This is a genomic window from Cytobacillus sp. FSL W7-1323, from assembly GCF_038595015.1.
Lineage (GTDB): Bacteria > Bacillota > Bacilli > Bacillales > Cytobacillaceae > Cytobacillus > Cytobacillus kochii.
The window spans coordinates 2865923-2890411 of the sequence record NZ_CP151998.1 but is presented as its reverse complement, the minus strand read 5'-3'; the positions used below and the strand labels follow the sequence as shown (position 1 = coordinate 2890411).

Annotated in this window: 23 protein-coding genes and 1 other RNA gene; 16 read left to right on the top strand and 8 right to left on the bottom strand. The window is 35.1% G+C overall.

Annotation, left to right across the window (positions count from 1 at the left end):
- The first annotated feature begins 5 nt into the window (after positions 1 to 5).
- From asnS to MKX67_RS14550, 4 genes are all read left to right on the top strand, one after another.
- Positions 6 to 1298, top strand: coding sequence for an asparagine--tRNA ligase (gene asnS / locus MKX67_RS14565; RefSeq protein WP_157734009.1), 1293 nt, complete (start codon positions 6 to 8; stop codon positions 1296 to 1298).
- Between the two features lie 132 nt (positions 1299 to 1430).
- Entirely contained in the window at positions 1431 to 2138 is a 708-nt protein-coding gene (locus tag MKX67_RS14560; RefSeq protein WP_307313069.1) for a DnaD domain-containing protein, read from the top strand.
- 18 nt (positions 2139 to 2156) lie between these two features.
- Complete coding sequence (gene nth / locus MKX67_RS14555; protein ID WP_095372794.1) at positions 2157 to 2810, top strand: endonuclease III; 654 nt, start codon at positions 2157 to 2159, stop codon at positions 2808 to 2810.
- Positions 2811 to 2816: 6 nt separating this feature from the next.
- A complete protein-coding gene (locus MKX67_RS14550) occupies positions 2817 to 3296 on the top strand; it encodes a YpoC family protein (protein WP_095372795.1) in 480 nt (159 codons plus the stop codon).
- Between the two features lie 124 nt (positions 3297 to 3420).
- Here the strand turns inward: MKX67_RS14550 and MKX67_RS14545 are convergent, their stop codons facing one another.
- Positions 3421 to 6045, bottom strand: coding sequence for a PBP1A family penicillin-binding protein (locus MKX67_RS14545; RefSeq protein WP_342488416.1), 2625 nt, complete (start codon positions 6043 to 6045; stop codon positions 3421 to 3423).
- A gap of 27 nt (positions 6046 to 6072) precedes the next feature.
- Entirely contained in the window at positions 6073 to 6693 is a 621-nt protein-coding gene (gene recU, locus MKX67_RS14540) for a Holliday junction resolvase RecU (RefSeq protein WP_342488415.1), read from the bottom strand.
- 319 nt (positions 6694 to 7012) lie between these two features.
- Here recU and MKX67_RS14535 point away from each other — a divergent pair, with 319 nt between their 5' ends.
- Positions 7013 to 7273, top strand: a complete 261-nt coding sequence (locus MKX67_RS14535; protein ID WP_342488414.1) for a hypothetical protein — start codon at positions 7013 to 7015, stop codon at positions 7271 to 7273.
- 81 nt (positions 7274 to 7354) lie between these two features.
- Entirely contained in the window at positions 7355 to 7717 is a 363-nt protein-coding gene (locus MKX67_RS14530) for a DUF1798 family protein (protein ID WP_157733944.1), read from the top strand.
- Positions 7718 to 7894: 177 nt separating this feature from the next.
- Here MKX67_RS14530 and MKX67_RS14525 read toward each other — a convergent pair whose 3' ends face one another.
- Positions 7895 to 8107, bottom strand: a complete 213-nt coding sequence (locus MKX67_RS14525; RefSeq protein ID WP_095372800.1) for a YppF family protein — start codon at positions 8105 to 8107, stop codon at positions 7895 to 7897.
- 298 nt (positions 8108 to 8405) lie between these two features.
- On the opposite strand from MKX67_RS14525, the gene MKX67_RS14520 reads away from it, so the two are divergent.
- Positions 8406 to 8981: a YppG family protein gene (locus MKX67_RS14520; RefSeq protein ID WP_233435226.1), complete on the top strand. Its 576-nt coding sequence runs from the start codon at positions 8406 to 8408 to the stop codon at positions 8979 to 8981.
- A gap of 21 nt (positions 8982 to 9002) precedes the next feature.
- On the opposite strand, the gene MKX67_RS14515 is transcribed toward MKX67_RS14520, so the two are convergent.
- On the bottom strand, positions 9003 to 9434 hold the full coding sequence (locus tag MKX67_RS14515; RefSeq protein ID WP_342488413.1) for a site-specific integrase: 432 nt from the start codon (positions 9432 to 9434) through the stop codon (positions 9003 to 9005).
- Between the two features lie 153 nt (positions 9435 to 9587).
- On the opposite strand from MKX67_RS14515, the gene MKX67_RS14510 reads away from it, so the two are divergent.
- Positions 9588 to 9926, top strand: coding sequence for a tyrosine-type recombinase/integrase (locus MKX67_RS14510; RefSeq protein WP_342488412.1), 339 nt, complete (start codon positions 9588 to 9590; stop codon positions 9924 to 9926).
- Positions 9927 to 10767: 841 nt separating this feature from the next.
- Here MKX67_RS14510 and MKX67_RS14505 read toward each other — a convergent pair.
- Entirely contained in the window at positions 10768 to 11430 is a 663-nt protein-coding gene (locus MKX67_RS14505) for an ATP-binding cassette domain-containing protein (protein WP_251161904.1), read from the bottom strand.
- Positions 11427 to 12647, bottom strand: coding sequence for a peptide ABC transporter permease (locus MKX67_RS14500; RefSeq protein WP_289434048.1), 1221 nt, complete (start codon positions 12645 to 12647; stop codon positions 11427 to 11429). Before MKX67_RS14500 ends, MKX67_RS14505 begins: the two co-directional genes overlap by 4 nt.
- A gap of 1433 nt (positions 12648 to 14080) precedes the next feature.
- Here MKX67_RS14500 and MKX67_RS14495 point away from each other — a divergent pair.
- Positions 14081 to 14947, top strand: a complete 867-nt coding sequence (locus MKX67_RS14495; RefSeq protein WP_342488409.1) for an ABC transporter permease subunit — start codon at positions 14081 to 14083, stop codon at positions 14945 to 14947.
- Positions 14940 to 17258: an ABC transporter permease gene (locus MKX67_RS14490; RefSeq protein WP_342488407.1), complete on the top strand. Its 2319-nt coding sequence runs from the start codon at positions 14940 to 14942 to the stop codon at positions 17256 to 17258. Before MKX67_RS14495 ends, MKX67_RS14490 begins: the two co-directional genes overlap by 8 nt.
- Before the next feature lie 28 nt (positions 17259 to 17286).
- Here MKX67_RS14490 and MKX67_RS14485 read toward each other — a convergent pair whose 3' ends face one another.
- Positions 17287 to 17733 carry an Hsp20/alpha crystallin family protein gene (locus MKX67_RS14485; protein ID WP_095372803.1) on the bottom strand — a complete coding sequence of 149 codons (447 nt, stop codon included), beginning with the start codon at positions 17731 to 17733 and terminating at the stop codon, positions 17287 to 17289.
- A gap of 173 nt (positions 17734 to 17906) precedes the next feature.
- On the opposite strand from MKX67_RS14485, the gene MKX67_RS14480 reads away from it, so the two are divergent.
- Both MKX67_RS14480 and MKX67_RS14475 read left to right on the top strand, forming a co-directional pair.
- Entirely contained in the window at positions 17907 to 20171 is a 2265-nt protein-coding gene (locus MKX67_RS14480; RefSeq protein ID WP_342488406.1) for a DEAD/DEAH box helicase, read from the top strand.
- A gap of 16 nt (positions 20172 to 20187) precedes the next feature.
- Entirely contained in the window at positions 20188 to 21444 is a 1257-nt protein-coding gene (locus tag MKX67_RS14475; protein WP_095372805.1) for a ribonuclease H-like domain-containing protein, read from the top strand.
- Between the two features lie 22 nt (positions 21445 to 21466).
- Here MKX67_RS14475 and MKX67_RS14470 read toward each other — a convergent pair whose 3' ends face one another.
- Positions 21467 to 21880, bottom strand: coding sequence for a VOC family protein (locus MKX67_RS14470; RefSeq protein ID WP_342488405.1), 414 nt, complete (start codon positions 21878 to 21880; stop codon positions 21467 to 21469).
- A gap of 443 nt (positions 21881 to 22323) precedes the next feature.
- On the opposite strand from MKX67_RS14470, the gene MKX67_RS14465 reads away from it, so the two are divergent.
- From MKX67_RS14465 to rnpB, 4 genes are all read left to right on the top strand, one after another.
- Entirely contained in the window at positions 22324 to 22575 is a 252-nt protein-coding gene (locus MKX67_RS14465; RefSeq protein ID WP_095372807.1) for a CotD family spore coat protein, read from the top strand.
- Positions 22576 to 22984: 409 nt separating this feature from the next.
- On the top strand, positions 22985 to 23548 hold the full coding sequence (locus MKX67_RS14460; protein ID WP_342488404.1) for a DUF1273 domain-containing protein: 564 nt from the start codon (positions 22985 to 22987) through the stop codon (positions 23546 to 23548).
- Between the two features lie 86 nt (positions 23549 to 23634).
- On the top strand, positions 23635 to 23943 hold the full coding sequence (gene gpsB / locus MKX67_RS14455) for a cell division regulator GpsB (RefSeq protein WP_095372809.1): 309 nt from the start codon (positions 23635 to 23637) through the stop codon (positions 23941 to 23943).
- 77 nt (positions 23944 to 24020) lie between these two features.
- An RNA gene (gene rnpB / locus MKX67_RS14450) (RNase P RNA component class B) lies at positions 24021 to 24408 on the top strand.
- The last annotated feature ends 81 nt before the right edge of the window (positions 24409 to 24489 follow it).

Sequence of the window (24489 nt, the reverse complement as noted above, 5' to 3'; positions counted from 1 at the left end):
AATTGATTAAAACGACAATTGCTGAAACGTATAAATATGTTGATCAAGAAGTAAAAATAGGTGCATGGATTGCAAATAAACGCTCCAGTGGGAAAATTGCCTTTCTACAGCTACGTGATGGGTCTGGCTTTATCCAAGGTGTGGTTGTAAAAGCAGATGTTTCTGAAGAAGTATTTAAAGCAGCAAAATCGGTTACACAAGAATCTAGTGTGTACGTAATAGGGAAAGTACAAAAAGAAGATCGTTCACCTTTAGGTTATGAATTACTCGTTACAGATGTAGAAGTGATTCATGAATCTACTGATTATCCAATTACGCCGAAAAATCATGGAACAGAGTTTTTGATGGATCACCGTCACCTATGGTTACGTTCACGAAAACAACATGCTGTGATGAAAATTCGTAATGAAATCATTCGTGCTACATATGAATTCTTTAATGAAAATGGTTTCTCAAAGGTTGATCCACCGATTCTAACCGGTAGTGCACCTGAAGGAACATCTGAATTATTTGCTACCAAGTATTTCGATGAAGATGCATACTTATCTCAGAGCGGTCAATTATATATGGAAGCTGCGGCGATGGCTTTAGGGAAAGTTTTCTCATTTGGGCCAACATTCCGAGCTGAGAAGTCAAAAACGAGACGCCATCTAATCGAATTTTGGATGATTGAACCGGAAATGGCTTTTTATGAGTTTGAAGACAATCTGAAAGTGCAAGAAGAATATGTCTCCTATATTGTCCAAGCTGTTGTGAAAAACTGCCAAGTTGAATTGAAGACATTAGACCGAGATGTGTCTAAATTGGAGAAAATTCAAGCACCATTCCCAAGAATTTCATATGATGAAGCCATTACATTTTTACAAGAAAAAGGGTTTGATGATATTACATGGGGAGAAGACTTTGGCGCGCCACACGAAACAGCGATTGCCGAGAGCTATGATAAACCCGTTTTTATTACACATTACCCAACAAAAATCAAGCCTTTCTACATGCAGCCAGATGCTGAAAGAGAAGATGTTGTCCTTTGTGCGGATTTAATAGCGCCAGAAGGATATGGAGAAATTATTGGCGGATCAGAGCGTATCCACGATTACGAGCTATTGAAACAAAGATTGGCAGAACATGAATTAGACATGGATGCATACAAATGGTATTTAGAATTAAGACAATACGGTTCAGTTCCTCATTCTGGTTTTGGATTAGGTCTAGAGCGAACAGTTGCTTGGATTAGTGGTGTGGAGCATGTGAGAGAGTCGATTCCATTCCCAAGACTTCTAAACCGTTTATATCCTTAAGCTTTTCACACAATAACAAACGAAAAAGAGTCATTTTGTGGCTCTTTTTCACTTTTTTACACCTTTTATTTGAATACATTTCTATACTTTTCTTAAAAGGGTTCATGATATACTTGTATGGAGGTGTGTATGATGCCAAAGAAGATATTATTAAAATGGTTACAGGAAAAAGACATTACAATTCCTGGAGCTTTATTAACGCAGTACAAAGCAATGAACCTAAAAGAAGAGGAAGTAGTCCTTATCCTCCATTTGATTTCAATTAGTGATAAGGGAAATGACTTCCCGACACCTTTTGAACTTGCAGAAGTAATGACCTATTCAGCAGAGGACTGTGCGGGGATGCTTCGCCGTTTAATACAAAAAGGGTTAATCACTATAAATGAGGGTTATAGTGAAGAGGGTATTCGCTTTGAAAAATACTGTTTAGATAATTTTTGGGAAAAATTAGCAGATGCTTTTTTAATTGCAGATAAAAGAAATGAAGCAAAAGAAAATCAGCAAGACGAAATTGATTTGTATTCAGTGTTTGAAAGTGAATTTGGCAGGCCGCTCTCTCCTTTTGAATGTGAAACTCTAGCGCTTTGGTTAGATGATGACCATCATGAGGTGAAAATCATTAAGGCAGCATTAAAAGAAGCGGTCATATCTGGTAAATTGAATTTCCGCTATATTGATCGTATCTTGTTTGAATGGAAAAAGAATGGTATAAAAACAGTAGAACAAGCAACGAATCAAGGGAAGAAATTTAGACAAAACCAAGTGAAGAGAATGAAAAGTGTAGAGAATAGTGATAAGAGAAATGAGTCGCTACCTTTTTATAATTGGTTAGAACAATAGTATGAATGGTGATGATATATGTTAAATAAGAAAGACATTAGATATTGTTTAGATAAGATGGGAGAAATGTTTCCCGATGCTCACTGCGAGCTCGTTCATAAGAATCCTTTTGAACTTGTGATTGCGGTGGCATTATCAGCGCAGTGTACCGATGTATTAGTGAACAAAGTGACGAGCAAGCTTTTTTTAAAGTACAAAACACCAGAGGATTATTTAAATGTATCCATTGAAGAATTACAACAGGATATCCGCTCGATTGGTTTATATAGAAATAAGGCAAAAAATATTCAAAAACTATGTCGGATGTTAATAGATGACTATGATGGTGTGGTTCCTGCTGATCGGGATGAATTAACAAAGTTACCAGGAGTCGGAAGGAAGACAGCGAATGTGGTTGTATCAGTGGCTTTTAATGTCCCTGCAATAGCTGTTGATACACATGTGGAGAGGGTAAGTAAACGTCTTGGCTTTTGTAGATGGAAGGATTCAGTTCTAGAGGTCGAAAAAGCACTTATGAAGAAAATACCAGAAGAAGAGTGGTCTGTGACCCACCACCGCTTAATTTTCTTTGGGCGCTACCATTGCAAAGCACAAAATCCAAAGTGTCAGGAATGTCCCGTTCTTGATATTTGTAGAGAAGGTAAAAAGAGAATGAAAAGTTTAGGTGCGTAAAATAATATGAATGAGCGGTTAAAAAGGTTACAGCATCCTTTTTTTAATAATATACAGGATCAAGTAGGAGAGTTTGTCCCATTTTATTACGAAAGAAAGTTGTATCAAGGAATAGCTTCTGAAAAACCTTGGGAAGAGTCAGAGCGATTCATCGCAATGATTCTTAAAGAATGGGATCAATTAAAGATCAGGCTAAAATCAGCCCATCAACAAAGAAATAAGCAGGAAGCAGAGCAACTCATGGTTTTGGGAGTTGCCCTTTTAGTTCAATATGTTTATTGGTTAAATGAAAAACCAGTATCATTGGATGAACAACAAATAGGTGATGGCTTGGTACATCTCCCATTCAACTTTGCCGATCGATTACAATTTATTATGGGGCAACCTGCACTTCATTTAGCTTTTATTCAATTAATTGAACTCATAAATGAAGTGATTAAATTAGATGCTAAGAATAGGATAAGAAAAAAACACTCGAAGCAATAAAAATGCGAAGAGTGTTTTTTTCTTATGCAGAAACTTAAGTAAATGCCTGCTTGAATATTTTGAAGAAAATCACACAGGTAAGATAAAAGCAGAGAAGATATCTTCTCTGCTTTTAAAATAACGATTATTCCTCAGGATTTTCATCTGGTGGTGATGGTTCTTCTTCAGGTGATTGATTTTCTTCTTCACTATTATCTTCATTACCATTCTCATTACCATTGTTGTTATCGTTGCCCTCACCATTGTTATTTCCATTACCATCGCCATTTTCGCTGTTATTTCCGTCACCATTGCCATTCTCGTTATCATTGCCACCTTCTTCGTCTCCAGGTGGTTGTTGTCCATCACCTGGCGTTTCTTCTTCAGGTGGTTCGACTTCTTCTGGCTCTTCTTCATTGGCCGGTATGTTAACAGATGTTTGGGCAGCATCACTTTCCTTACCATCTTGAACCGCTTTTACAGTGAAGGTATATGTGCTATCAGGTTCAGGATTTTCAATCGTAAGTGATGTTTCAGATGTTGTCGTGAGCTCTTGGGCTCCGCCATCATTAATAGCGCCGGTTACCACAAACTGAGTATTATCTTTGTCTTTATGTTTCCATACGAGTTCGATCGTATTGGCTTCTTTATTATATTTGGCATTGAAACCATTCGGTGCTTCAAGCTTATCGAACTTTTCAGAGACTGTTTTTGGTGCATTTCCTTTGACAGCGTACTCTGTAATAATTTGATCACTTGGTGTATATTCACTTGCTAGTTTTGCAGGGTTGCTACCTTTTTCAATCGCCACTTTTTCAACAGAGTTAGGCATTTTGAAATCAGCTGTTTCTTTCCCTTCTGAAGCATATTGCATAATGTTTTTAAAGAGCATTTGGGCAATCTTCTGATCGTAACCGTTTGATGGTAGGTAAGTCTTCCTACTTTCATATCCGGTCCAAATTGCTGCCGTATAATTCGTTGTATAACCAGCAAACCAGGCATCTGGTGTTGCACCGTTAGGGATATCATACTTTTGTTTTTCTTCTGCTGTATAATTTGTTGTTCCTGTTTTTCCAGCTACAGGTAATCCCTGGATATTTGCTGTTGTACCGGTACCGCTTGAGATAGCTGTCTTCAGCATATCTGTAATCATAAAGGCAGTGTAATCATTCATCACCGCTTCACTTTCAGGTGTGGTGTCAATCTTCGTACCATCACGCATTTCAATGGCTTTGACAGTATGAGGATCTGTATAGAAACCTTCATTGGCAAATGCGCTATAAGCACCTGCCATTTCCATTGGAGAAACGGCCTTTGTACCAAGTACAGATGACTCATAATACTCATCTTTAAAGTTAAAGCCTAGTCGATTAGCAAATTCCATTGATTGCTCAGTGCCCACTTCTTGAATAGCTTTAACAGCAGGTATATTCCGTGACTCTGCCAATGCTTGGCGCATAGTCATCGTCCCTTTAAACGAGTTATCCCAGTTATTTACTTCGGTTCCTTCACTGTATTTATATGGCTCATCAACAAGTGTATGATAAGTGCCCCATTGATTAAATTCAATGGCAGGTGCATATCCGGCGATCGGTTTAAATGTTGAACCTGCTTGACGTTTTTGGTCTGTGGCAAAGTTGAAGCCACGTTTTACTTCTTGATTCCGTCCGCCGCCAATCGCCCGAACTTCACCATTACTTGAATCTAATAAAGTAATCCCTGCTTGGAATTCTTCATCTGGATATTGTATGACATCTTCGCTATTTAAGATATTTGAAACATATTTTTGGATATCTTTGTCTGCTGTTGTATGAATTGTTAAACCATCGGAAAAGATATCGAGGTCAGGATATTTTTCAGTTACTTCATCAATGACAACATCGACAAATGAATCATATGGTGTATCATCTTCTATTTCTCTTTCACCTTCAGGAACTAACCCTTCAGTGATAGGAATAGATTGTGCTTCAGTCTTTTGCTCTTCGGAAATGAATCCATGTTGGTTCATTAAAGATAAAACAATGTTACGTCGTTTTTCAGCATTTTCTGGATGAGTAAACGGGTTATAGTTGTTTGGACTTTGCGGCATCCCTGCAAGTAATGCGGCTTCATGTAACTCCAGTTCATCCAAATCTTTACCAAAATATAAACGTGATGCTGTTAAAACACCGTGACTATTTTCTGACATGTAAATTTTATTCACATACATTTCAAAGATTTCTTGCTTTGTATATTTTCGTTCCAATTGGAATGAAAGCCAAGCCTCTTGTGCTTTACGGCTAATTGTTTTTTCATTATTTAAGAATGAGTTCTTTACGACCTGTTGTGTAATCGTACTAGCGCCCTCAGAACCAAAACCTTTTGTTACGTTGGCGATAACTGCTCCACCTAATCGAATTAAATCCATGCCATTATGTTCATAAAAGCGAACATCTTCTGTTGCTAGAAAAGCATTTTCAACAAGGTCGGGTATATCTTCATATTCAACATAATCTAAATTTCCAGCACCGACTTCCGTAATTTTTTCTCCATTTATATCGAGAAGTACCGACGGAATAGGGTCCTTTAATAGTGCTGGATCTAGCTCGGGAGCATCCTTAACCATAAAGGCAAATGTAGCTGCGCCTGCAATCATCCCAACAATACCGAGTGCAATTAATGTGAGAAAAATCTTCTTGAATAGCGTTTTCCCTGATTTTTTCTTCTTCGGTTTAGGTGATTGCTGTTGTTGTTTTCGGCGCTCCTCCCTAGATTTATACTGTTCTGACATATAAGTCCTTCCTTTCTATCTCAAACCTTATGTTGAGCTATCAAGCTGATAAATGTTATCTAATATCTTAATATAATCAATTCTTGGTTGAAAGCCAAGTATTATGCGATGCCCTTTTTCTCTCACTTCATCCTTTGTCATCGATTTCCTTCCACCATTTTCCATACGTTCCCAAAAAACGAGTAATTCCTTAGCCTCTAGTAAAAATAACTCGTCAGTTGTCGAAAAGCGTAAAATGACAAAGCAAATGCCCCTTTGTTTAATGATGTTCCTCATATGTTCAATTTGATGTAAATGGAAGTTATTAAAAGGAAATGAAGTAGTGTTTTTAGTTTCCTTTGCTTCGAAATCAATATACTTACCCTTATAAATGCCGTTATAGTCAGTTGTGGATGCCTGTTTAAAGTATGCTTCTTTAATAACGGCTGCACTTCTTGCAGGATAATCCACTTGAACAATCTGTACTGGTGTTGGTTTCTTGTGTATGACCGCGATCCCTCTATCTAAGTAATATTGGTTGCTGTCGTTAATATCGTCCTCCAATGTCATACCTCTTTTACCATATGACGGATTCTTGCGTTTACTTTTTTCTAATGTGCTTTTTTCTGTAGGTACGTATTTCCTCCCGTTCGGGTAATGAAATGCCATAGACTTCACCTCACAAACTATACCTTATCATACCAGAAGCAAGATGTAATCGGGTGGTCAAAAAGCACTAATCCAACAAGGTGTACTTGTTTTGTAATATTTGACGTAATAGAAGGCAAAAATGTTTCATTTTCTTTTCAGTGTTGCCGTTTAGTCATATTTTCAAACGTTTATTCATATGCTGTCGAAAGAAGGTCATTATATAAAAAATCCTTCTTTCTTTGCCGAATCAGTTCTAGTTTTGTCAATCGCAAAGGAGAAAGAAATAGGAAAGCGAATGTACATTATATCAAAGACGCGACCTTAAAGGAGGCATGACTTGTCAATGAAACCCAATATGACAGAAAAACAAGAATTGTTACTCATGCTAGAGGATATCTATAATCAATTGGATGCTTTAGAGACAGCTGTGCAAAAGAATCTACAACAATTAAAGTTCAATCAACAAGAAGATCAAATAGAAAAAGTAGAAGCGTGTCATGAAAAGTTAGGGGAATTAGAAAAATTTCCGATGGACGAGCTTCATCAACAAGATACGACGGATTCACACTTTGTGAAATACAAACTTGGTTATCGCTAATCATTTACGAGTAGTATAGTCGTAAGCTACAATAAGGTTAGCTCATCTATGATTTTTACAGAATGACTGGAGATGAACATGATGAACAAGCTAGCCAAACACTCAAAAGAGATGTTAATGCATTTGGAATGGATAGAGAAGCGCTATATAGATGGTAGAAAAGAAAATAAAAAAGCGGATTTTTTCGGCGAAGTTAAGCCGTATGCAGACAAGGTGAAACAAGAGTTGGATGTATGGAAGGAAGAAGCACTTCATTTTTTACAGTCCAAAGCAACGAAGAAGCTATGGCCGATGCAAATTAATTCCGCCTATGACCAAATTGAAACATGCTCCATTCAAGCCTTTTACCCTGAAACAAGTAAATCGAGATTTACAAATCAATTGCAGTCTGCAAAATATGTTGTTGAGACGTTGTTAAGAATCGTAGAAGAAAGTGAAGTGTGAACAAGCCTAAGACAGAGGATTTAAAGCTCCTAACTTCGGGCGAATGAAATAATTGAGCGACTTTTTCTTACACAGAATGAGTGGAAAGGGAGAGCAAGCTTCAGTATAAATTATAGAAGGAAAAAGGAGTCACTAAAAAAGTGGCTCCTTTTCCTTCTGAGTTATGAATGTTTTTTCCTATTTCATAGTAATTAGGGATCCGTCTTTAAAAAAACTTTCAGGAATGACAGCACCTAATGATTCTAATTCACGAACAAGATTTCGATAATCCAAAATGGAAATTTCATTGTGGATATAAGCTCGTTTAGAGAAATCTAGTAGTTGGTTCGCGTGATCTGGCTTAACTTCCTTCACTTGTTGAAACTTCTGCTTTAGCTCGTGAATATTCATTTGAATCTTCCTCCCCCAAATAATGAAATAATCTTAAAAGGATACTCATCCAATCATGCGATGAAATATGAAGTTTTAAAGAAATGTAGGAAAAAACAAATCTTTAAATTTATAGTAACACGAAATAAATAGATTGTTTATTTTTCAAAAATTTAAACTTCCGACAAAGTTCAACAATTAATGACAGATTGAAAAGTAAGGATATCTTTTCTAAAATGGAAATATTATTGAGGATAATCACCTAATTCGCCTATTCATCATACAGTATAATGATGATGAATAAGGAGGATGTTTGCCCATGTTTGGCCGTAAAAGAAATGAGAAAAGTAAACGAAATATGCCTGTTGCATGGAGCTTTAATCCATATTATGCACCTTACCAATCTAATATGTCCTACCCTGCTGAAATAAGACAACTGCCGGTAATGCAGTCCGTTCCACACCCAATAATGAATGGACAACAACAGCCATTATGGAATCAATCTCAAATGAATTATGCTTACACGAATAATTATCCCTATCAGACAATTCCATATGGGAATATGTATCCACCTCAACATGATGTAAATAATCACCAACCAAACTACCCTTTACAGGATAGTCCGAATTATTTTCACAATCCACTCGAGCCCAATGAACAGCCGGTAAATAAATCTTATAATATGCAAAGCCAATATAACACCATGAACCCTTATCCAAAACAATCTTTTGTTGCGAAACAACCTAGTAATGTTCAATCGATTATGAATAGCTTTAAGTCACAAGATGGTTCACTTGATTTTAATAAGATGATGGATACAGCGGGACAAATGATGAATGCTGTAAACCAAGTGTCATCAATGGTAAAAGGGGTCGGTGGTTTCTTTAAGGTGTAGGGTTTAAGCGCTCCTCAATACTTAGTTGCTCACAATTTGACCACTTTTCATAGCTTTCGAGAATTGGTCTATTAGATTTTGTTGCATTTCTGGTAGAACATGAGAATAAGTATCTAGTGTAATCTTAACGCTAGAATGTCCTAACCTATCGGCCACTAGTTTTGGGTTTACGCCCATTTGTAATAAAATAGTGGCATGGGTATGTCTAAGGTCGTGAAACCTAATCTGAGGGAGCTTGGACTGTCTAATGAACCGAGAAAATAATTGGTTTACTGCAGTAGGGTTTATGAACTCGCCCGTTTCTTGTGCAAAAACCATATTATGTTCTTTGTAGACAGTCCCAAACTTCATCTTTTCAATGTTTTGTTTTACTTTTTGCTTTTTTAAAAATCTTATAAGATCTTCATCCATATATATTGTTCTAACAGATGAAGGTGATTTGGGAGATTGCAAGAGAAATTCTCCTGTTTTTTTATATAGTTCTATTGACTTTTAATTTTCTAGATTCAAAATCAACATCTTCCCGAGTTAACCCGAGAATTTCTCCCTTTCTCATGCCGGTATGTGCTGGAAGCCATAGAAGAATATTAAAAGGGAGTTGTTGCATTGAACACCGTTAAACCTATACGTGATCTAGAGAAAGTTGCTGCAATGAAAGAAGTCTTGATGAACCAGCATGAAAGGAATTACTTCTTATTCGTATTAGGAATTAATACCGGTCTTAGAATAAGTGATTTGCTTAAGTTGAAGGTAGGTGAAGTGAGAAACAAAAACCATATCGTTATAACTGAGCAAAAGACTGGTAAATTGAAACGGTTTAAGATTAACAACGATCTAAAGCGCCATATTACGGATTTTACCGTTAAGAAAGAGAAGCAGAGTATTTGTTTAAGTCCAGAAGAGGATACGCCCGTATACATCGAGTGCAAGCTTGGAAGATATTAAATACTGCTGCCAAAGAGGTGGGCTTAGATGAAATCGGCAGGCACACCCTTAGAAAGAAATTCGGATATCTTTTTTAATTTCTAGTTTATCCTTTATCGTTGTTAGATCTCTTAGGATTTTATGAGTATTAATTAATGCAGTATTAGAGGCAAAAAAAGTTAATGCTAAGAAAATAATTAATATTATGTTGATCAAGTTATCGCACCTCAAAGTTTTTAACTATATATTACCATATTTTGGTCTTACACCTTCTGAATTAGGTGAACGGATGAACGAAATTGCTAAACAAGGATATAAAAGAGTGTTTCAAAGTAGTATTAAACGGTATCAAGGAAAAGGAGAATGGGGAGTCATTACATTTGAATTAAACGAGGACTAATAAACACGATAAGCAAGGAAGTGAATAAATGTCATATCTTTCGCAAATAGAATGGGTTTATGACCAATTACAATCTTTAAGTGCTGAAACATTAATTAAAATTATAAAATTATTGATGAACTAGAAACTAGATATACCCAACAATACGTATAAAGAAATAACAACAGATGTTTACAATAAAGCAAAATCAGGGTCACCCATAACTCATAAGCAGAAAAGAGTTTTAGTGAATCTTATTGGGCAACCGAGATTTTATAACCAATACTAAATATAACTCATTTAATGTGCTATATGTAATTATGATTCTTATTTAGGCCATGCTAGATAAACAGCAAAAAGTATGAGAATGATTCCTAGCACTAAAAAAACTTGTATAAAAAATGAAGTTTTCTACGAGAAGTACCAAGAATGGTGAAGAATATGCTAAGGATAAATGAAATGATCATTGCAATGAACCCCATTTTATTCATTCCTTTCGAGAGTAATTATACGTTCATGCCGATTGGCTACATCTAAATCATGAGTCACTGTAATAACAGTAGTATTAAATTCTTTATTCATATCAAATAGTAGATTGATAATTTTCTCTTTATTTTCCGAGTCTAAAGACGCAGTTGGTTCATCTGATAAAATTATTTGGGGATTCATAATTACGGCCCTAGCAAAAACGGCTCTAGATCGTTGGCCCCCAGAACAATCAAGTGGTTTTTTTTTCAAAATGGGCTCAATCCCAATTTTATTAGTAATCCGTTTAAAGCGCTCTTGTACAGTTAGATTTTTTTCAACGTTACCATACATAAGCGGCAATTTAATATTATCCTCTATGGTCAAAGAATTAATAAGCGAGGACTCCTGGAGAACAAAACCAATTTTTTGATTACGCCACTCAGCTAGTTTATTTCGTGATAAATCCTTAACAGGTGAATCAAAAAGCCTATAATTCCCTTGATATTTTGTATCAAGTAGGCCAAGGATATTAAGTAAAGAAGTTTTTCCAACTCCAGACTCTCCTACAATAGAAAGTCTTTCCCCAGGTTTCACTTCCAAATCAAAGTCATTTAGAATAGAAAAACCTTTCTTCTTAAATGTTTTTTTCTGGATTTCTAGCTTAATTATACTATTCATTGTAACACCCCTACGGATATCGGAATACTTTTAATTTTTTTTATCGTAAGTTCAACAATCACAAATGCAATAATAACATCTATAAAAAGAACAATAAGTAAAGCCATCCAATCCATGCTTATTAAGCCAAATATTCCGTAAGTAGCAAAAGTTGAATCGTTTCTTAACCAAGAGCCGTATCTATTATAAGCGGTTATCACAGATAATATGACTAGAATAATAGAGAACAATATTCCAAAATAGCTATAGAAAATTGCTCTTAGTTTTGAATAACTTAATCCAACTAATAAATTGATTGTAAAATCTCTTATCATTAATCGAACACTCACCAAATTATTCCATATAGCTAGACCTACAATGATTATAGTTAAAATAAGGGTGATAGTACAGATGATTATAAATGAATTTAAATAATAATCTTCAAAGAAATCAAAGTTTTCTTGTTGATTAAAAAAGTTAAACTCTAAACCTACATTTTCCTTGATATTTTCTCTTAAATTCATTGCTTCTTCTTTTGTCGAATCAAGAAGCACAAGGTCCATTAAACCATTAACGTGGAGGTCAAGACCCGCATTTTGAATAAATTCTTCATTAATAGGTAGAAAAATCGAAAAGTTATGATAATTCTTTGAGTTGGGAGCATAAAAATTAGAACTTTGAGTATTCTTCTTCAAGACTCCTTGAACTTTTAAATTAACTAGTTGTTGGGTCACAGGATCTGTAATCTCAATATTTGACCCTACAGGATATGTTGTGGCCAAACCTGCACCTACTAAAATAGGTATATCATCTTTATTAAATTTATAATTGAAGTTTAAGTGGTCTCCTTGAGATAATTTCAATTGATTTATCTTATAAGCCTCTTCATCGATATAATTGAAAGGAACTTCCATCTTATGTTCATTAGGTAATGAAGTAACAAAACCATCGACTCGCAGAGCATAAGTGTAATTGTTGTTTAAGTATTCATATACTTTTTGTGTATCTTCTATATTAATTTTATTGAAATCAGCTTCACTATCTGGGTCTAGATTAGCAATAATAGTCCCTTCTTGATTTAGGTTTTCCATTTCTCCATAGCCTTGAAAAGTTGATATAACCGAACGAACAGTTGTAAAAGAAAGATAATTGGCTAAAAAAAGTAATGTTATCATACCCAAAACAAGTATCGGTCTTTTTAAAAATATTCTAAGTATAAAAAAACGTAAAATTCTCATTCTTTTTCCACCTTACCTGCACTAATTAATATATATATAATAAAAATAAAAACTAAGTAGAGATTACTGGTTACATTCAACTCTAAATAGAAGTTTAATAAGAGTGACAGTAAAAAACTAAACACTAATATAGTTAGAATATTCAAGATATATCGAATTACAACATTTATCATTGTATCTCCTACGAGTATTCGGCAGGATATTTCTGTTTTCTTACGATTTAAAAATTGATAGTGAAATACTATCATAATAAATGTAAGAAAAATATTTATTACAATTTGATACTCTATAATACTTTCTAAAAAAGACTCTAAAATAAAAGAATCTCCTAAATCCAAAGTTTGTACATAAATAAATATTAAATTTGTAGAAAAACACATTAGATAGATAGCAAACGCCTCAATAACGTCGATAAATCTAAATAAAGAATATTTCAATAGTATCACCTTTTAGTTGACATCAACTACGTAGTTATTATTCATAATTAAAGTAATGCGGTATTTTATAAGATTTAAAAGTCTAATCGGGCCCTGTAGAAAAGTACCTATCAGGCCCGAACGATTTCTTATATATATTGGATTTTTCTCAAAAAAATTATGAATATTAAAATTATAGAAAATTATTTTTTGCTCCACGACTCCAAGAAAATTTCGTAGTATACTTGTCTCCCCATCTTAAATCGTCCCAAACAGAACCTGTCACTTTGCTAGAATAGGCGGTTTTGTTTAGCAAAGTTTTACCATTTCGTGAGTATTTAAACGAAGTAGACTTATAAGACGAACTAGAGTAATTCCAGGCAGCCCCATTATACCTAATTTCAAGAACTTCTTTAGTAGAGGCTCCAAACGCTGTATTTGCACCTAGTCCAATTGAACCAACTGCCAATACCGAGCAAATAAGTTTTGTCATTTTCTTTTTCGTATTTCATCCATACTTTCTATTATTTGTTTATTACGAGTATAAAAATAACATAATTTTCTTTAAACTACAATATTTGGTATGTGAAAAATATAATTTTTTACAAATAATATAATGATTAACAGATATCTTATTAATATGATAGAACTACAATCCACCAATCTTTGTAATTAATTATATATGATTCTGAGTATGAAAATGAAAGTTTTACCAATAAAAATCTAGCTAAAAAAAAAGGTAGGAGGAGTTAATTACCAACAAACCGCCATGTGACCGCAAAAACTCACATGGCTTTTTATGATGACTCGTATCAGACATGTCATCATAAAAAAGAGGTAATGCACAGTAATATTTGGCCGCCCTTTTTCTTCCATTTGAAAAGCTATTTAATAAATATAAATCTGAATGAAAAGTCCTTTATTCGGAAATGGGGGAATTGTCAAAAAAATATTGACAATAATGGAGGAAAGATGAAAAATAGTTAGCATGACGAAAGAAGCAGAAGGGGGAAAGAAATGGTTCGTTATATCCAGCAAATGATTATCGTCATCTTTCTTATATTATTTCTAGCAACTTTACCATCAATCGTTTTAGTTGACCCTGCAAATGGTACGGTTAGTTTGAATTTTGCTCGATTTCCATCAATGGTAGGAAATTTCTTTAAAGAGTTGAGCACCGGCAGCTTAGGTACATATTATGTAGGGATGGAGCAAAGGTCGATTGCTTCAGAAATTGGAGATAATTTTTTCACTTCCTTTTATATTGTTTTTGTGGGTGTATTACTTTCAATTCTATTAAGTTTATTATTCGGTATTTTCTTAAGTCGATTTTACTTAACAAAAATTTTCCGTGTCATGATGAATATTATCTCAACCATTCCAGATTTTATTTTTATTATTTTTGCTCTACTCTTTGCGGTGAATATTTATAAATGGACGGGCTTTAGAGTCGTCTCCTTTTTACCGAATGGAGGTGCATTGAATATTTGGTTCCCGATGGTTCTTGTTGCGATTGCTCCTTCTATTTATCTATTTAAATTGATTTCTGAGAGGTACTTTTTAATAGCTGGAGAAGATTATATTCGTACAGCTGTAGCAAAAGGCTTGAAAGTTGATCGTATTAATTTTCAGCATGTGTATAAAAATATTGAGCCGTTTCTCGTAGCTGATTTGGTGAAAGTTTTATCCCTTGCCATCGGTAATTTATTTATTGTGGAATATTTGCTCAACGTCTCAGGTCTAACCAAGTTTGTTTTTCAAAGTTTTGGAGATCCTCAGCCTATTGCCATCGGGCTTTTTTGTATGCTAATCATTTCTCTACTTGTCTTTTTAGCTATTAGACTTTTACTTTATTTATTTAAACGAGGGTTTATTTATGAATAAGGTATATAATCGAAATTACGCATTGTATTTAGGGATAGTTAGTGTAACGATTGTCTTATTTTTTACGGTATTTGGTCCGAAAATAGCACCACACTCCATCTTCATGGCTTTAGAGGTGAAGTATATTGATGGCGATGTCATTTCACCCCCATTAAAACCATTTGAATCAATGGCTTACCCTTTAGGGACTGATCGGTGGGGGTACGATTTATTGTCAATGATACTTTATGGTTTGCGATATACGGTGTGGATTGCCATTGCGGTTGCTACTATAAAAATGATAATCGGTACAGTACTAGGGATGTTTATTGGTACATGGAAAAAAACACCGTCTTTCATTATCGCTTTTGAAGGAGCTTGGAGTTATGTACCTGCATTTTTAATTTTATATTTCTGCTTGTTGCCTATTAATTTTGGTTCTATATTGGAAACACCTATTCTTATAGCGTATTTCATCGTTATTGCCTCACTTGTTGGTACTCCTAGTATCGTATCTTCTGTTAGGCAAAAAACAGCTGAAATTTATAAAAGAGATTTTGTTTTGGCATCAATGACTCTTGGTGCAAAGAGGTGGAGGCTGTTATGGCGTAACGTGTTTCCCCAATTAAAAGAATCATTACTTGTGATGTTCACAATGGAAATTGTTTATGTGATTACAATCATGGGACAGTTAGCTTTATTAAATATTTTTATCGGCGGAACGATTGTTAGAAATGATCCTGTTATCTATTTATCGGTTACAAAAGAATTATCAGGTCTTGTTGGGCAAGCGAGAGAGAATTTGATGGGCAATCAATATATTTTAATGGTGCCACTTATCATTTTGTTAATAACCACGATATCTTTTAGCTTATTAACCGCGGGGTTAAAAAATAAATTCCAAGCAGATTATGCTAGAATGCCTTGGATCAAAACTGGAATTAAACCAAAAGGGAGACCCACACGAAAAAGATTAGGAGAAAAGCGATTACTAAACTTTAGTTTACATAAAGTAGGTTTTGCTATCCTTTTTTTATTATTTGTTTTAGGGGGTCTATTTGTTAATCAATATAGTGATTCGAAAATTGGTGTAACAAATGAAAATAAAGGAGAGTATTCTTTAGAGCTTTCCATGGAAAGTGCAAATGAGTTTACAGTGAAAGAAGAAGTGTCAGTTAAGAACGAAACAGAAGATAAATGGAAAGAGCTCATTTTTTTTGCACCGAGAAATTTAGCTCAATTAGAACTGAATGAAATCATTGTAAACCAGGAAAATCTACCATATGAAATAAAGGATGACGTTTATTACATTACGTTACCTAAAAAATGGCAAGGCGAGAGTCAATTTGATGTGCAATTTAACTATAGAATGACAGGAATAGAGGATGCTGATATTTTCCAAGACTGGTATTTTACCTTAGCACCATATAAAAACGGAAGATGGGCAGAAGCGACAAAAGATAATCCATATATTCATCATCATCATGCATTATTGTCTTCATTTAAAGTGAGTTATGACCTTCAACCAGGATATACATTTATATCTTCTGCTATTGAGAATGACAAGGAAGAGGTTTCCATCGATGATGTGAAGAATTTCTCCTTTTCTATTGTATCTGATAATTGGGAGAAAAGTGAAAGGATTACACAAAAGGATACGCAGGTTAGCTTTTTGCATCAATCTTCATCACGGAAGGACTTAGCTGAAGAAGAGATCATAGCAGTTTTTGATTATTTTGAAAAGGCGATAGCACCTCTACCATTTAAGCAAGCAGATATTTTTATTAGCGATTCCTTGGAAACTGAGAGTGTGCCTGGTATGGTCATGCTGAATCCAGAAGAAGCCCGGAATCCATATATATTAGCTAAAGAAGTGGCTGCTCTCTATTATGCATCGGCTATCAGTCAGGATCCTCAAAATGATAGCTGGATTGGATCGGGTCTATCGCATTTAGCTGCTTATCAATACATCGTTGATCAAGGTGAGGAAAGTAAGCAACAGGCTTTGGCTTACTTACAAGAAGAATTAGGGGCATTAGAAAAGCATGTGAATGGAAGCCAAGTATCCAATACCAATATCAATGAGGTTGAACATGAAGCCATATTAAATGCACAACCTGCTTGGGAAATAATCGAATTAATCGAAGAACATTACGCTTATAGAGGGATTAGTCCCGAAGAAGTAGGTGAGAAATATTTATCTTCCTTTTACGAACAGTTTGCCGGAACAGAAGTAGACACTGAAATTTTCCTTCAGTTTACACGAGACTACTTCAGTGTACCTTCAGGAGCTTTTAATCAGTGGTTAAATACAGAAGCAAGTAGAAAATAGATTTACTACTTGCTTTACAGTCATTATATTATTGTAAGCTGATCCTTTTACCTTTTGGTTTAGGCACTTTTACGATGAGTAAGCCATTTGTGTGAGAAGCTTGAATGGTGCTTTCATCGATAATAAAAGGTAAAGGGATCGTCCTAGTTGATTGTTGGAATGCCTGTTTTTTTTGATATATTTGTTGTAAGTCATCTTCACTTGTTTCAATATCGAGTCGGTGAATCGTAATTTTAATATAATTATTAATGGCATTCAATTCAATTTGTTCACGGTTTATGCCTGGTAGTTCCGCTTTTATAATATAATCATCGGCGTTTTCATTTACTTCTACATGAAAAGAAGTAGCGAAAGGAAACGGATTTTTAAAAAAGTCGTCCATTGTCTGCATGAAGTTTTTTACAGGTTTATCATGAAAAAACTGATTCATGGATTTCATTAAATCTCCGAACGGCTCCTTTCTTTTTTCACTCATGTAACTCCCTCCCAAATAAATCAAACATTCCTTTTATTCTATGCACTCGATAAAGTTTGGGTGATTTTAAAACTCAAATAGGCTAGATGGAATAATATTCTAATAAATAAATCGTAAAAAAACCTTTTTCTGCGAACGTTTATTCGCTAGAATAAAGTGATGAGGTGAAGAACGTGAAGGTGAAAAAGAATTTACAAGAACTGATTAAAGAGCTCAAGCAATCCGATAAATTTGGAGAACAAATAACGTATTGGCATACATTGGAAGAGAAGGAAGCGCAAGTAGCGGATATACCGATTGGACTAGATCCTCATTTAATGAGCGCCTTAGAAAAAAGAGGAATATCCCGTCTGTATACTCATCAGCGCTCAAGTTACGATGCCGTTATGGCTCATCAGTCCATTGTTGCTGTTACACCAACAGCGTCGGGAAAGACCTTATGTTACAATTTGCCAGTATTGCAGACTATCATAAATAATCCACAAGCAAGGGCCTTATATTTATTTCCTACAAAAGCACTTGCTCAGGATCAGAAAATGGAAATCAATGAATTGATTGAAGAGTCATCTCTTTCCGTTAATAGCTATACATATGATGGTGACACGCCTTCAAATATTAGACAAAAAGTGAGAAGAGCTGGCCATATTGTTATGACTAATCCGGACATGCTTCATTCAGCAATTCTTCCACATCATACGAAATGGGTATCATTATTTGAAAATCTTCGTTTTATTATTATTGATGAATTACATATTTATCGCGGTGTATTTGGTTCTCATGTAGCCAATGTTCTACGGAGGTTATTAAGAATCTGTGAGTTTTATGGAAGTAAACCCGTTTTTATATGCACTTCTGCGACTATTGCCAATCCCCTTGAACTTGCAGAGGAGCTAACAGAAACAAATATGAAATTAATTGACAATAATGGTGCGCCGAGCGGCCGTAAACATTTTGTGTTTTATAATCCACCGCTTGTCAATAAGCCATTAAATATAAGGAGAAGTGCGACACTCGAGGTAAGAAGGCTAGCAAGTGAAATGCTAATGAACAAAGTACAAACGATTATTTTTGCTAAAAGCCGTGTGAGAGTGGAAGTATTACTTAAGTATTTACAAGAGCTAGTCAAGCATAAGATTGGACCGAAAGCAATCAGAGGTTATCGTGGCGGTTACCTTCCATCTGAGAGAAGATCGATTGAAAAGGGTTTGCGTCATGGAGAGATATATGGAGTTGTCAGTACAAACGCACTCGAACTTGGCGTCGATATTGGTCAGCTGCAAGTTTGTATTATGACTGGTTATCCAGGGACAATTTCTAGTTCTTGGCAGCAAGCTGGTAGAGCTGGGCGTAGACATAGTGAATCACTCGTTATTATGGTTGCTAGCTCAAACCCATTAGATCAATATATCATTGATCATCCTGATTATTTCTTTAAACGAAATCCAGAAACAGCAAGAATCAATCCAGATAACTTAATCATTCTCATTGATCATATTAAATGTGCTGCCTATGAATTGCCTTTTAAGAAAGGAGAGTCATTTGGTCGCTTTGAAACTGAAGAAGTATTAGAATATTTATCTGAAGAACAGGTACTGCACGAAAATCAAGACAAGTATTATTGGATGAATGATTCTTTTCCAGCTCATAATGTCAGTTTACGGTCCGCATCGCAAGAGAATGTTGTCATAATTGATCAATCAGATGTGGCGAATGTGAAGGTGATTGGTGAGATGGACCGTTTTTCTGCGATGACATTGTTACATGATGAAGCCATCTATCTCCACCAAGGTACCCAATTTCAAGTTGAGTATTTAGATTGGGAAGAGAAAAAAGCTTTTGTACGAGAAGTGGCAGTCGATTATTATACAGACGCCAACTTAGCTGTCGAATTAAAAGTATTAGAGGAAGATAAAATAAAGCGAATTGGAAACGAACAGATTGGCTATGGTGATGTGAGTGTAACGGCAATGGCAACGATATTCAAAAAAATTAAATTTGATACGCATGATAACATCGGCTCTGGACCCATTTCTTTACCAGAAGAAGAATTGCATACAAGTGCTACGTGGGTGACCTTTTTTGCAGAAGGATTGATGTTCGGAAAAGAACGACTGGAGCAAGGTTTAATAGGTGCCGCTCATGCCCTTAAAGCAATCGTGCCATTATTCGTTATGTGTGATCAGACGGATGTTCATGTCGTTCCGCAAGTAAAAGCTATTCATAATGAAAAACCAACATTATTTTTCTACGATAAATACCCTGGCGGTGTAGGATTAAGTGAGAAAGTCTACGATGATATTGATCAACTAATAAGAGAAGCCATCTCGATGATTGAGAGATGCCCTTGTGACTCAGGTTGTCCTTCTTGTATTGGAACAAATCTTTCTTCTGAGACGGCTAAAGGTGATGTGTTAAAGTTATTTCAAACATGGCTATAAGGAGTAGGTGAGAAGTGTGTCATTAAAAAATAAATTGAATCGTTTACAATCACATATGTCTCATACTACCGAAAAAAAAGTAGAAGTAGAGCAGAAATCCCCATCCGTTTTCCCTTTCCAAGACGTATGGCAACAACACCATGTTTCTCCTTATCATGATATAGAAGGTAGTACTTGTCTCATTAGAGAAATTCATTATCCCTTAGATTACTTACATGGAAATTACCGCTTTCAAGAATTATATAAGGTCATTGAAAAATGGAACGAAACTACCGAGTGTCACCCATTAACAGCGAGAGGCCATCAAGCAGAGGATTTGTTCTTTTTTGATACTGAAACGACAGGGCTTGGAGGTGGAGTAGGCAATACGATTTTCTTATTAGGGTATGCGAGCGTGAGTCGAAAAGGCGTCACATTAAAACAACATATATTACCTGACCCTGGAGGAGAAATCGCTCTATATAAAAGCTTCTTAGAATCAATTGATTATACAACCATGGTGACCTATAACGGTAAAGCGTTTGATTGGCCCCAGTTACAAACACGGCATACATTAATTCGAGAACATTTACCCAAACTACCGCCATTCGGTCATTTTGATTTATATCATGCTTCAAGAAGGTTATGGAAACATAAACTTGAGCGGACGAAGTTATCTATTGTTGAAAGAGAAGTATTAGGAGTAAAAAGAGAGGATGATATCCCAGGTTATCTTGCGCCGATGATTTACTTTGATTATTTAGATACTAAAAATCCTGAAGGCATGCTAGGTATAATGAAACATAATGAAATAGACATCCTCTCACTGATCACATTATATATCCACTTGTCTAACCAATTACTAGGGTTAGATAAAGAGCAAACCACAAGAGAAGCCTATGAGACAGCAAGGTGGTTTAGCTCTATTGGTGAAATCAAAAAAGCGCAAGAGGGTTATGAAGAATTAGCACAAATGAATGATGTGGCAGGTATAAAAGCGAAACATCAGCTCGCTTGGCAGTTAAAAAAGAAAAAGCAATGGGGGAAAGCAGCAGAGTTATGGCAGATGGTTTCCTCTGATGGTGATGACCAAGAAAAATTTAGCGCATGTGTTGAATTGGCAAAAATATATGAACACAGGCTGCCTGATCTCATGAGAGCGATACAATATACAGATAAGGCGTTAAAGCAAATTGAAACGAAAGAGAAATATAAAAAGCATAAAGAGAGTCTGTATAAACGGCGTGAAAGACTCTTAAGGAAATTACAGAAAAGGATCCACCAGGATGAGTAATTGTCCCGGTGGAAAGCTTTGTTTATATACCTGAAGTATTCATTAAAATGACTCCCCAGCCATCAGGGTCTGCAAATGTGCAACCCTTCTCCTCCCAGTACGGGTTCTCTGGTAAAACAGAGTGGTATCCCAAGCTATGTAACCTATTTTTTATTTCTAGGATTTCTGATAATTGAGGAATATAAAAAACTAATAGGTCTTCTTTTGTAGGTGAAGGAACAGGCTGTCCAGATTCGTGTTGGATTATTTCTAAGTGATAACTAGCATTTGGTAAACCAATCATTATACCTTGATATCCACTATGACCTTGGAAAGACCCTATCTTTTGTAACCCTAAACCGCTGCAATAAAACCGTTCTATTTCTGTTAGTTGATTTGTCGGACGTGCGACTCTTACTTGAGCAACAGCTGCGCCGTTTGACCATATCTTTGTCATTGGAAAACCTCCATTTCTTTCTTCAATCCTATTATAGAAAGAGGAAAGGTTCTTTGCCGACAGATTGCTGTCTGAAATTTTATAAGACTTTAGACTTACTTCGTTTGCGGCATTCGGATTTGTATTTGTAAAAAAACACCACTAAAAAGGACAACTTTCTTAGTTGTTTTATAAGATATTTCCTTGTACAATATTCCGTGTATGAAATGAATGCTAATTGCGAGGATGATATTTAAATGTACAGAGCTATTTTATATATTTTCTTTTTTGTCGTTATTATTACAGCCGTGTTTATGACCACGATGAAGGATAGTTTTTATAGTTTACTATTTATATAATGAAATAATTTGGGTGCGATTATAGGTGAATTTCTCAGGGCAAATTTCCTAACTTCTCATAGAATGAAAAAAAGGTTTTTTTATCGATTGAGAGGAGAGATTTTTATGCACCAATTTCCACCTAAACCAAATGACTTGCAACCGATTGTTCATCCAACTAATCATCATGTTAACCATGTTTATGAGACCATCATTATTCCACATTTTCATCCCAGTCATACGACAACAGTGAAACATATTAATTATCAGCATGTACATTTCAATCATCCTTCTTCAGAAGTACCGGCTTTACATGGGCAAGTACCGTATCGCCCTTTGCCAGTTCATCCTTTCAACAGAAGGTTTAGAAGATATTGAACATGAATCACTAAAGGGCTCATAATATTGTATGGGTCCTTTTTTAATTATTCACTAATAGCGTGAGAAAAAGAATATACAACATGTATTTGAAGGGCATATTATGATTGAATTTCGGTTTGCTATCCGAACTTTCTCAATAATGAGCAAAGTGAGGAAAGAAAGCTGAGAAACTTGCTCGTAAATATACGATTAATGTAGGAATAAAAATAAAGCTGGTTTAAAAAGTTCACTTATTAGAAAAGATTGGTTCGACATATAAGGGAAGAGAAACTCTATCATTTCCAAGTATCATCACGTTAAAACTAAAGATATCTTGTCCTCTCTTTATAATATTTCGATTTAAATAAGGGAATATGTTAAAATTAGGTTAATAAGTATTTGAAATAGACGCAAGGAGAAGTTAAAATTGGTAAAAGTAACCACTGTATCAGGTTATAAGCCTTTCGAATTAGGAATTTTTAAAAAAGACGAACAAGCAGTGACGTATATTAAAAGAGCCATAAAAAAACAATTGCTTTCATTACTTGATGAAGGATTAGAGTGGGTGCTCATTAGTGGACAGCTTGGAACGGAGCTATGGGCTGCAGAGGTCGTGTACGAGTTGCAGGAGGAAGGATTTGAACACTTACAGTTAGGTGTGATTACGCCTTTTTTAAATGTAGAGGGGAATTGGAAAGAAGATAATAAGGAATGGTATGAATCAATTGTAGCAAGTGCTGATTATGTTGATGCAGTTTCGCGTAAGCCTTATGAAAATCCTAATCAATTTAAAATGAAAAACATTTTTCATCTATCGAAGAGTGATTGTCTTATCCTTTTTTTTGATACGGAAAAAGAAGGGTCTCCCAAATATTTATTTGAAGAGGCACTTAATTATCAAAATAAAAAAAATTACTCCATACATCAAATCTCGTTTTATGATATACAATTAATAGTAGAAGAAGATCAAATGACCCAAGATGGATTTTAACGCGTGAAACCGATAAATTAAATTGACAAAAGTGTTGTTATTTGAAAAAATAAAGAATACTATTGGCGATACTAGAGGTGAGTATAATGCTATCTGATAAAGTAAAATTAACAAGTAAGGATATATTAGAAAAAGAATTTAAAACCGCCATGAGAGGCTACAAACCTGAAGATGTAGATAAGTTTTTAGATTTAATTATTAAAGATTATGAAACCTTCCACACTGAAATTGAAGAATTACAACATGAAAACTTGAAATTAAGAAAAGAACTTGAGGAGTCTAATAATAAAAGACCACAAGCAGCTTCTCAACCAGCTGGTACAACAAATTTTGATATCCTTAAAAGGTTATCAAATTTAGAGAAGCATGTATTTGGGAGTAAATTGTACGATTAATTAAACATTAGTGACTTTCAAAAAAGCCCTTGCTATTCATAAGAATATTACATATAATATTCGTTGTATCATTAATAACGTTCGGGTAATCGCTGCAATTTTTTAAATTGTAGAGGAAAGTCCATGCTCACACAGGCTGAGATGCCAGTAGTGTTCGTGCCTGGCGAAGACATAAGCTAGGGCAACTTTAACAGTTGACGGCAGGGAAAATACCTAAGTCTTTTTAAAGATAGGGTATGAATACCTATAAAAGTGCCACAGTGACGAAGTCTTCTCAGAAATGAGAAGAGTGGAACGAGGTAAACCCCGCGAGTGAGAAACCCAAATTATGGTAGGGGCACTTTCCTAAAGGAAATGAACTGATAGGAAGGACAGGCGTATTCGTCTGTAGATAGATGATTACCACTATGTACGAGGCAATACATTGCCGTTTGTAGTACGTAGAACAAAACATGGCTTACAGAACGGAATTAATGTAAAAAAAGAAATTATAGGCTCTCCTATTATAAGGAGAGCTTTTCTTTCAATTAAAGAATAGAAATCAGT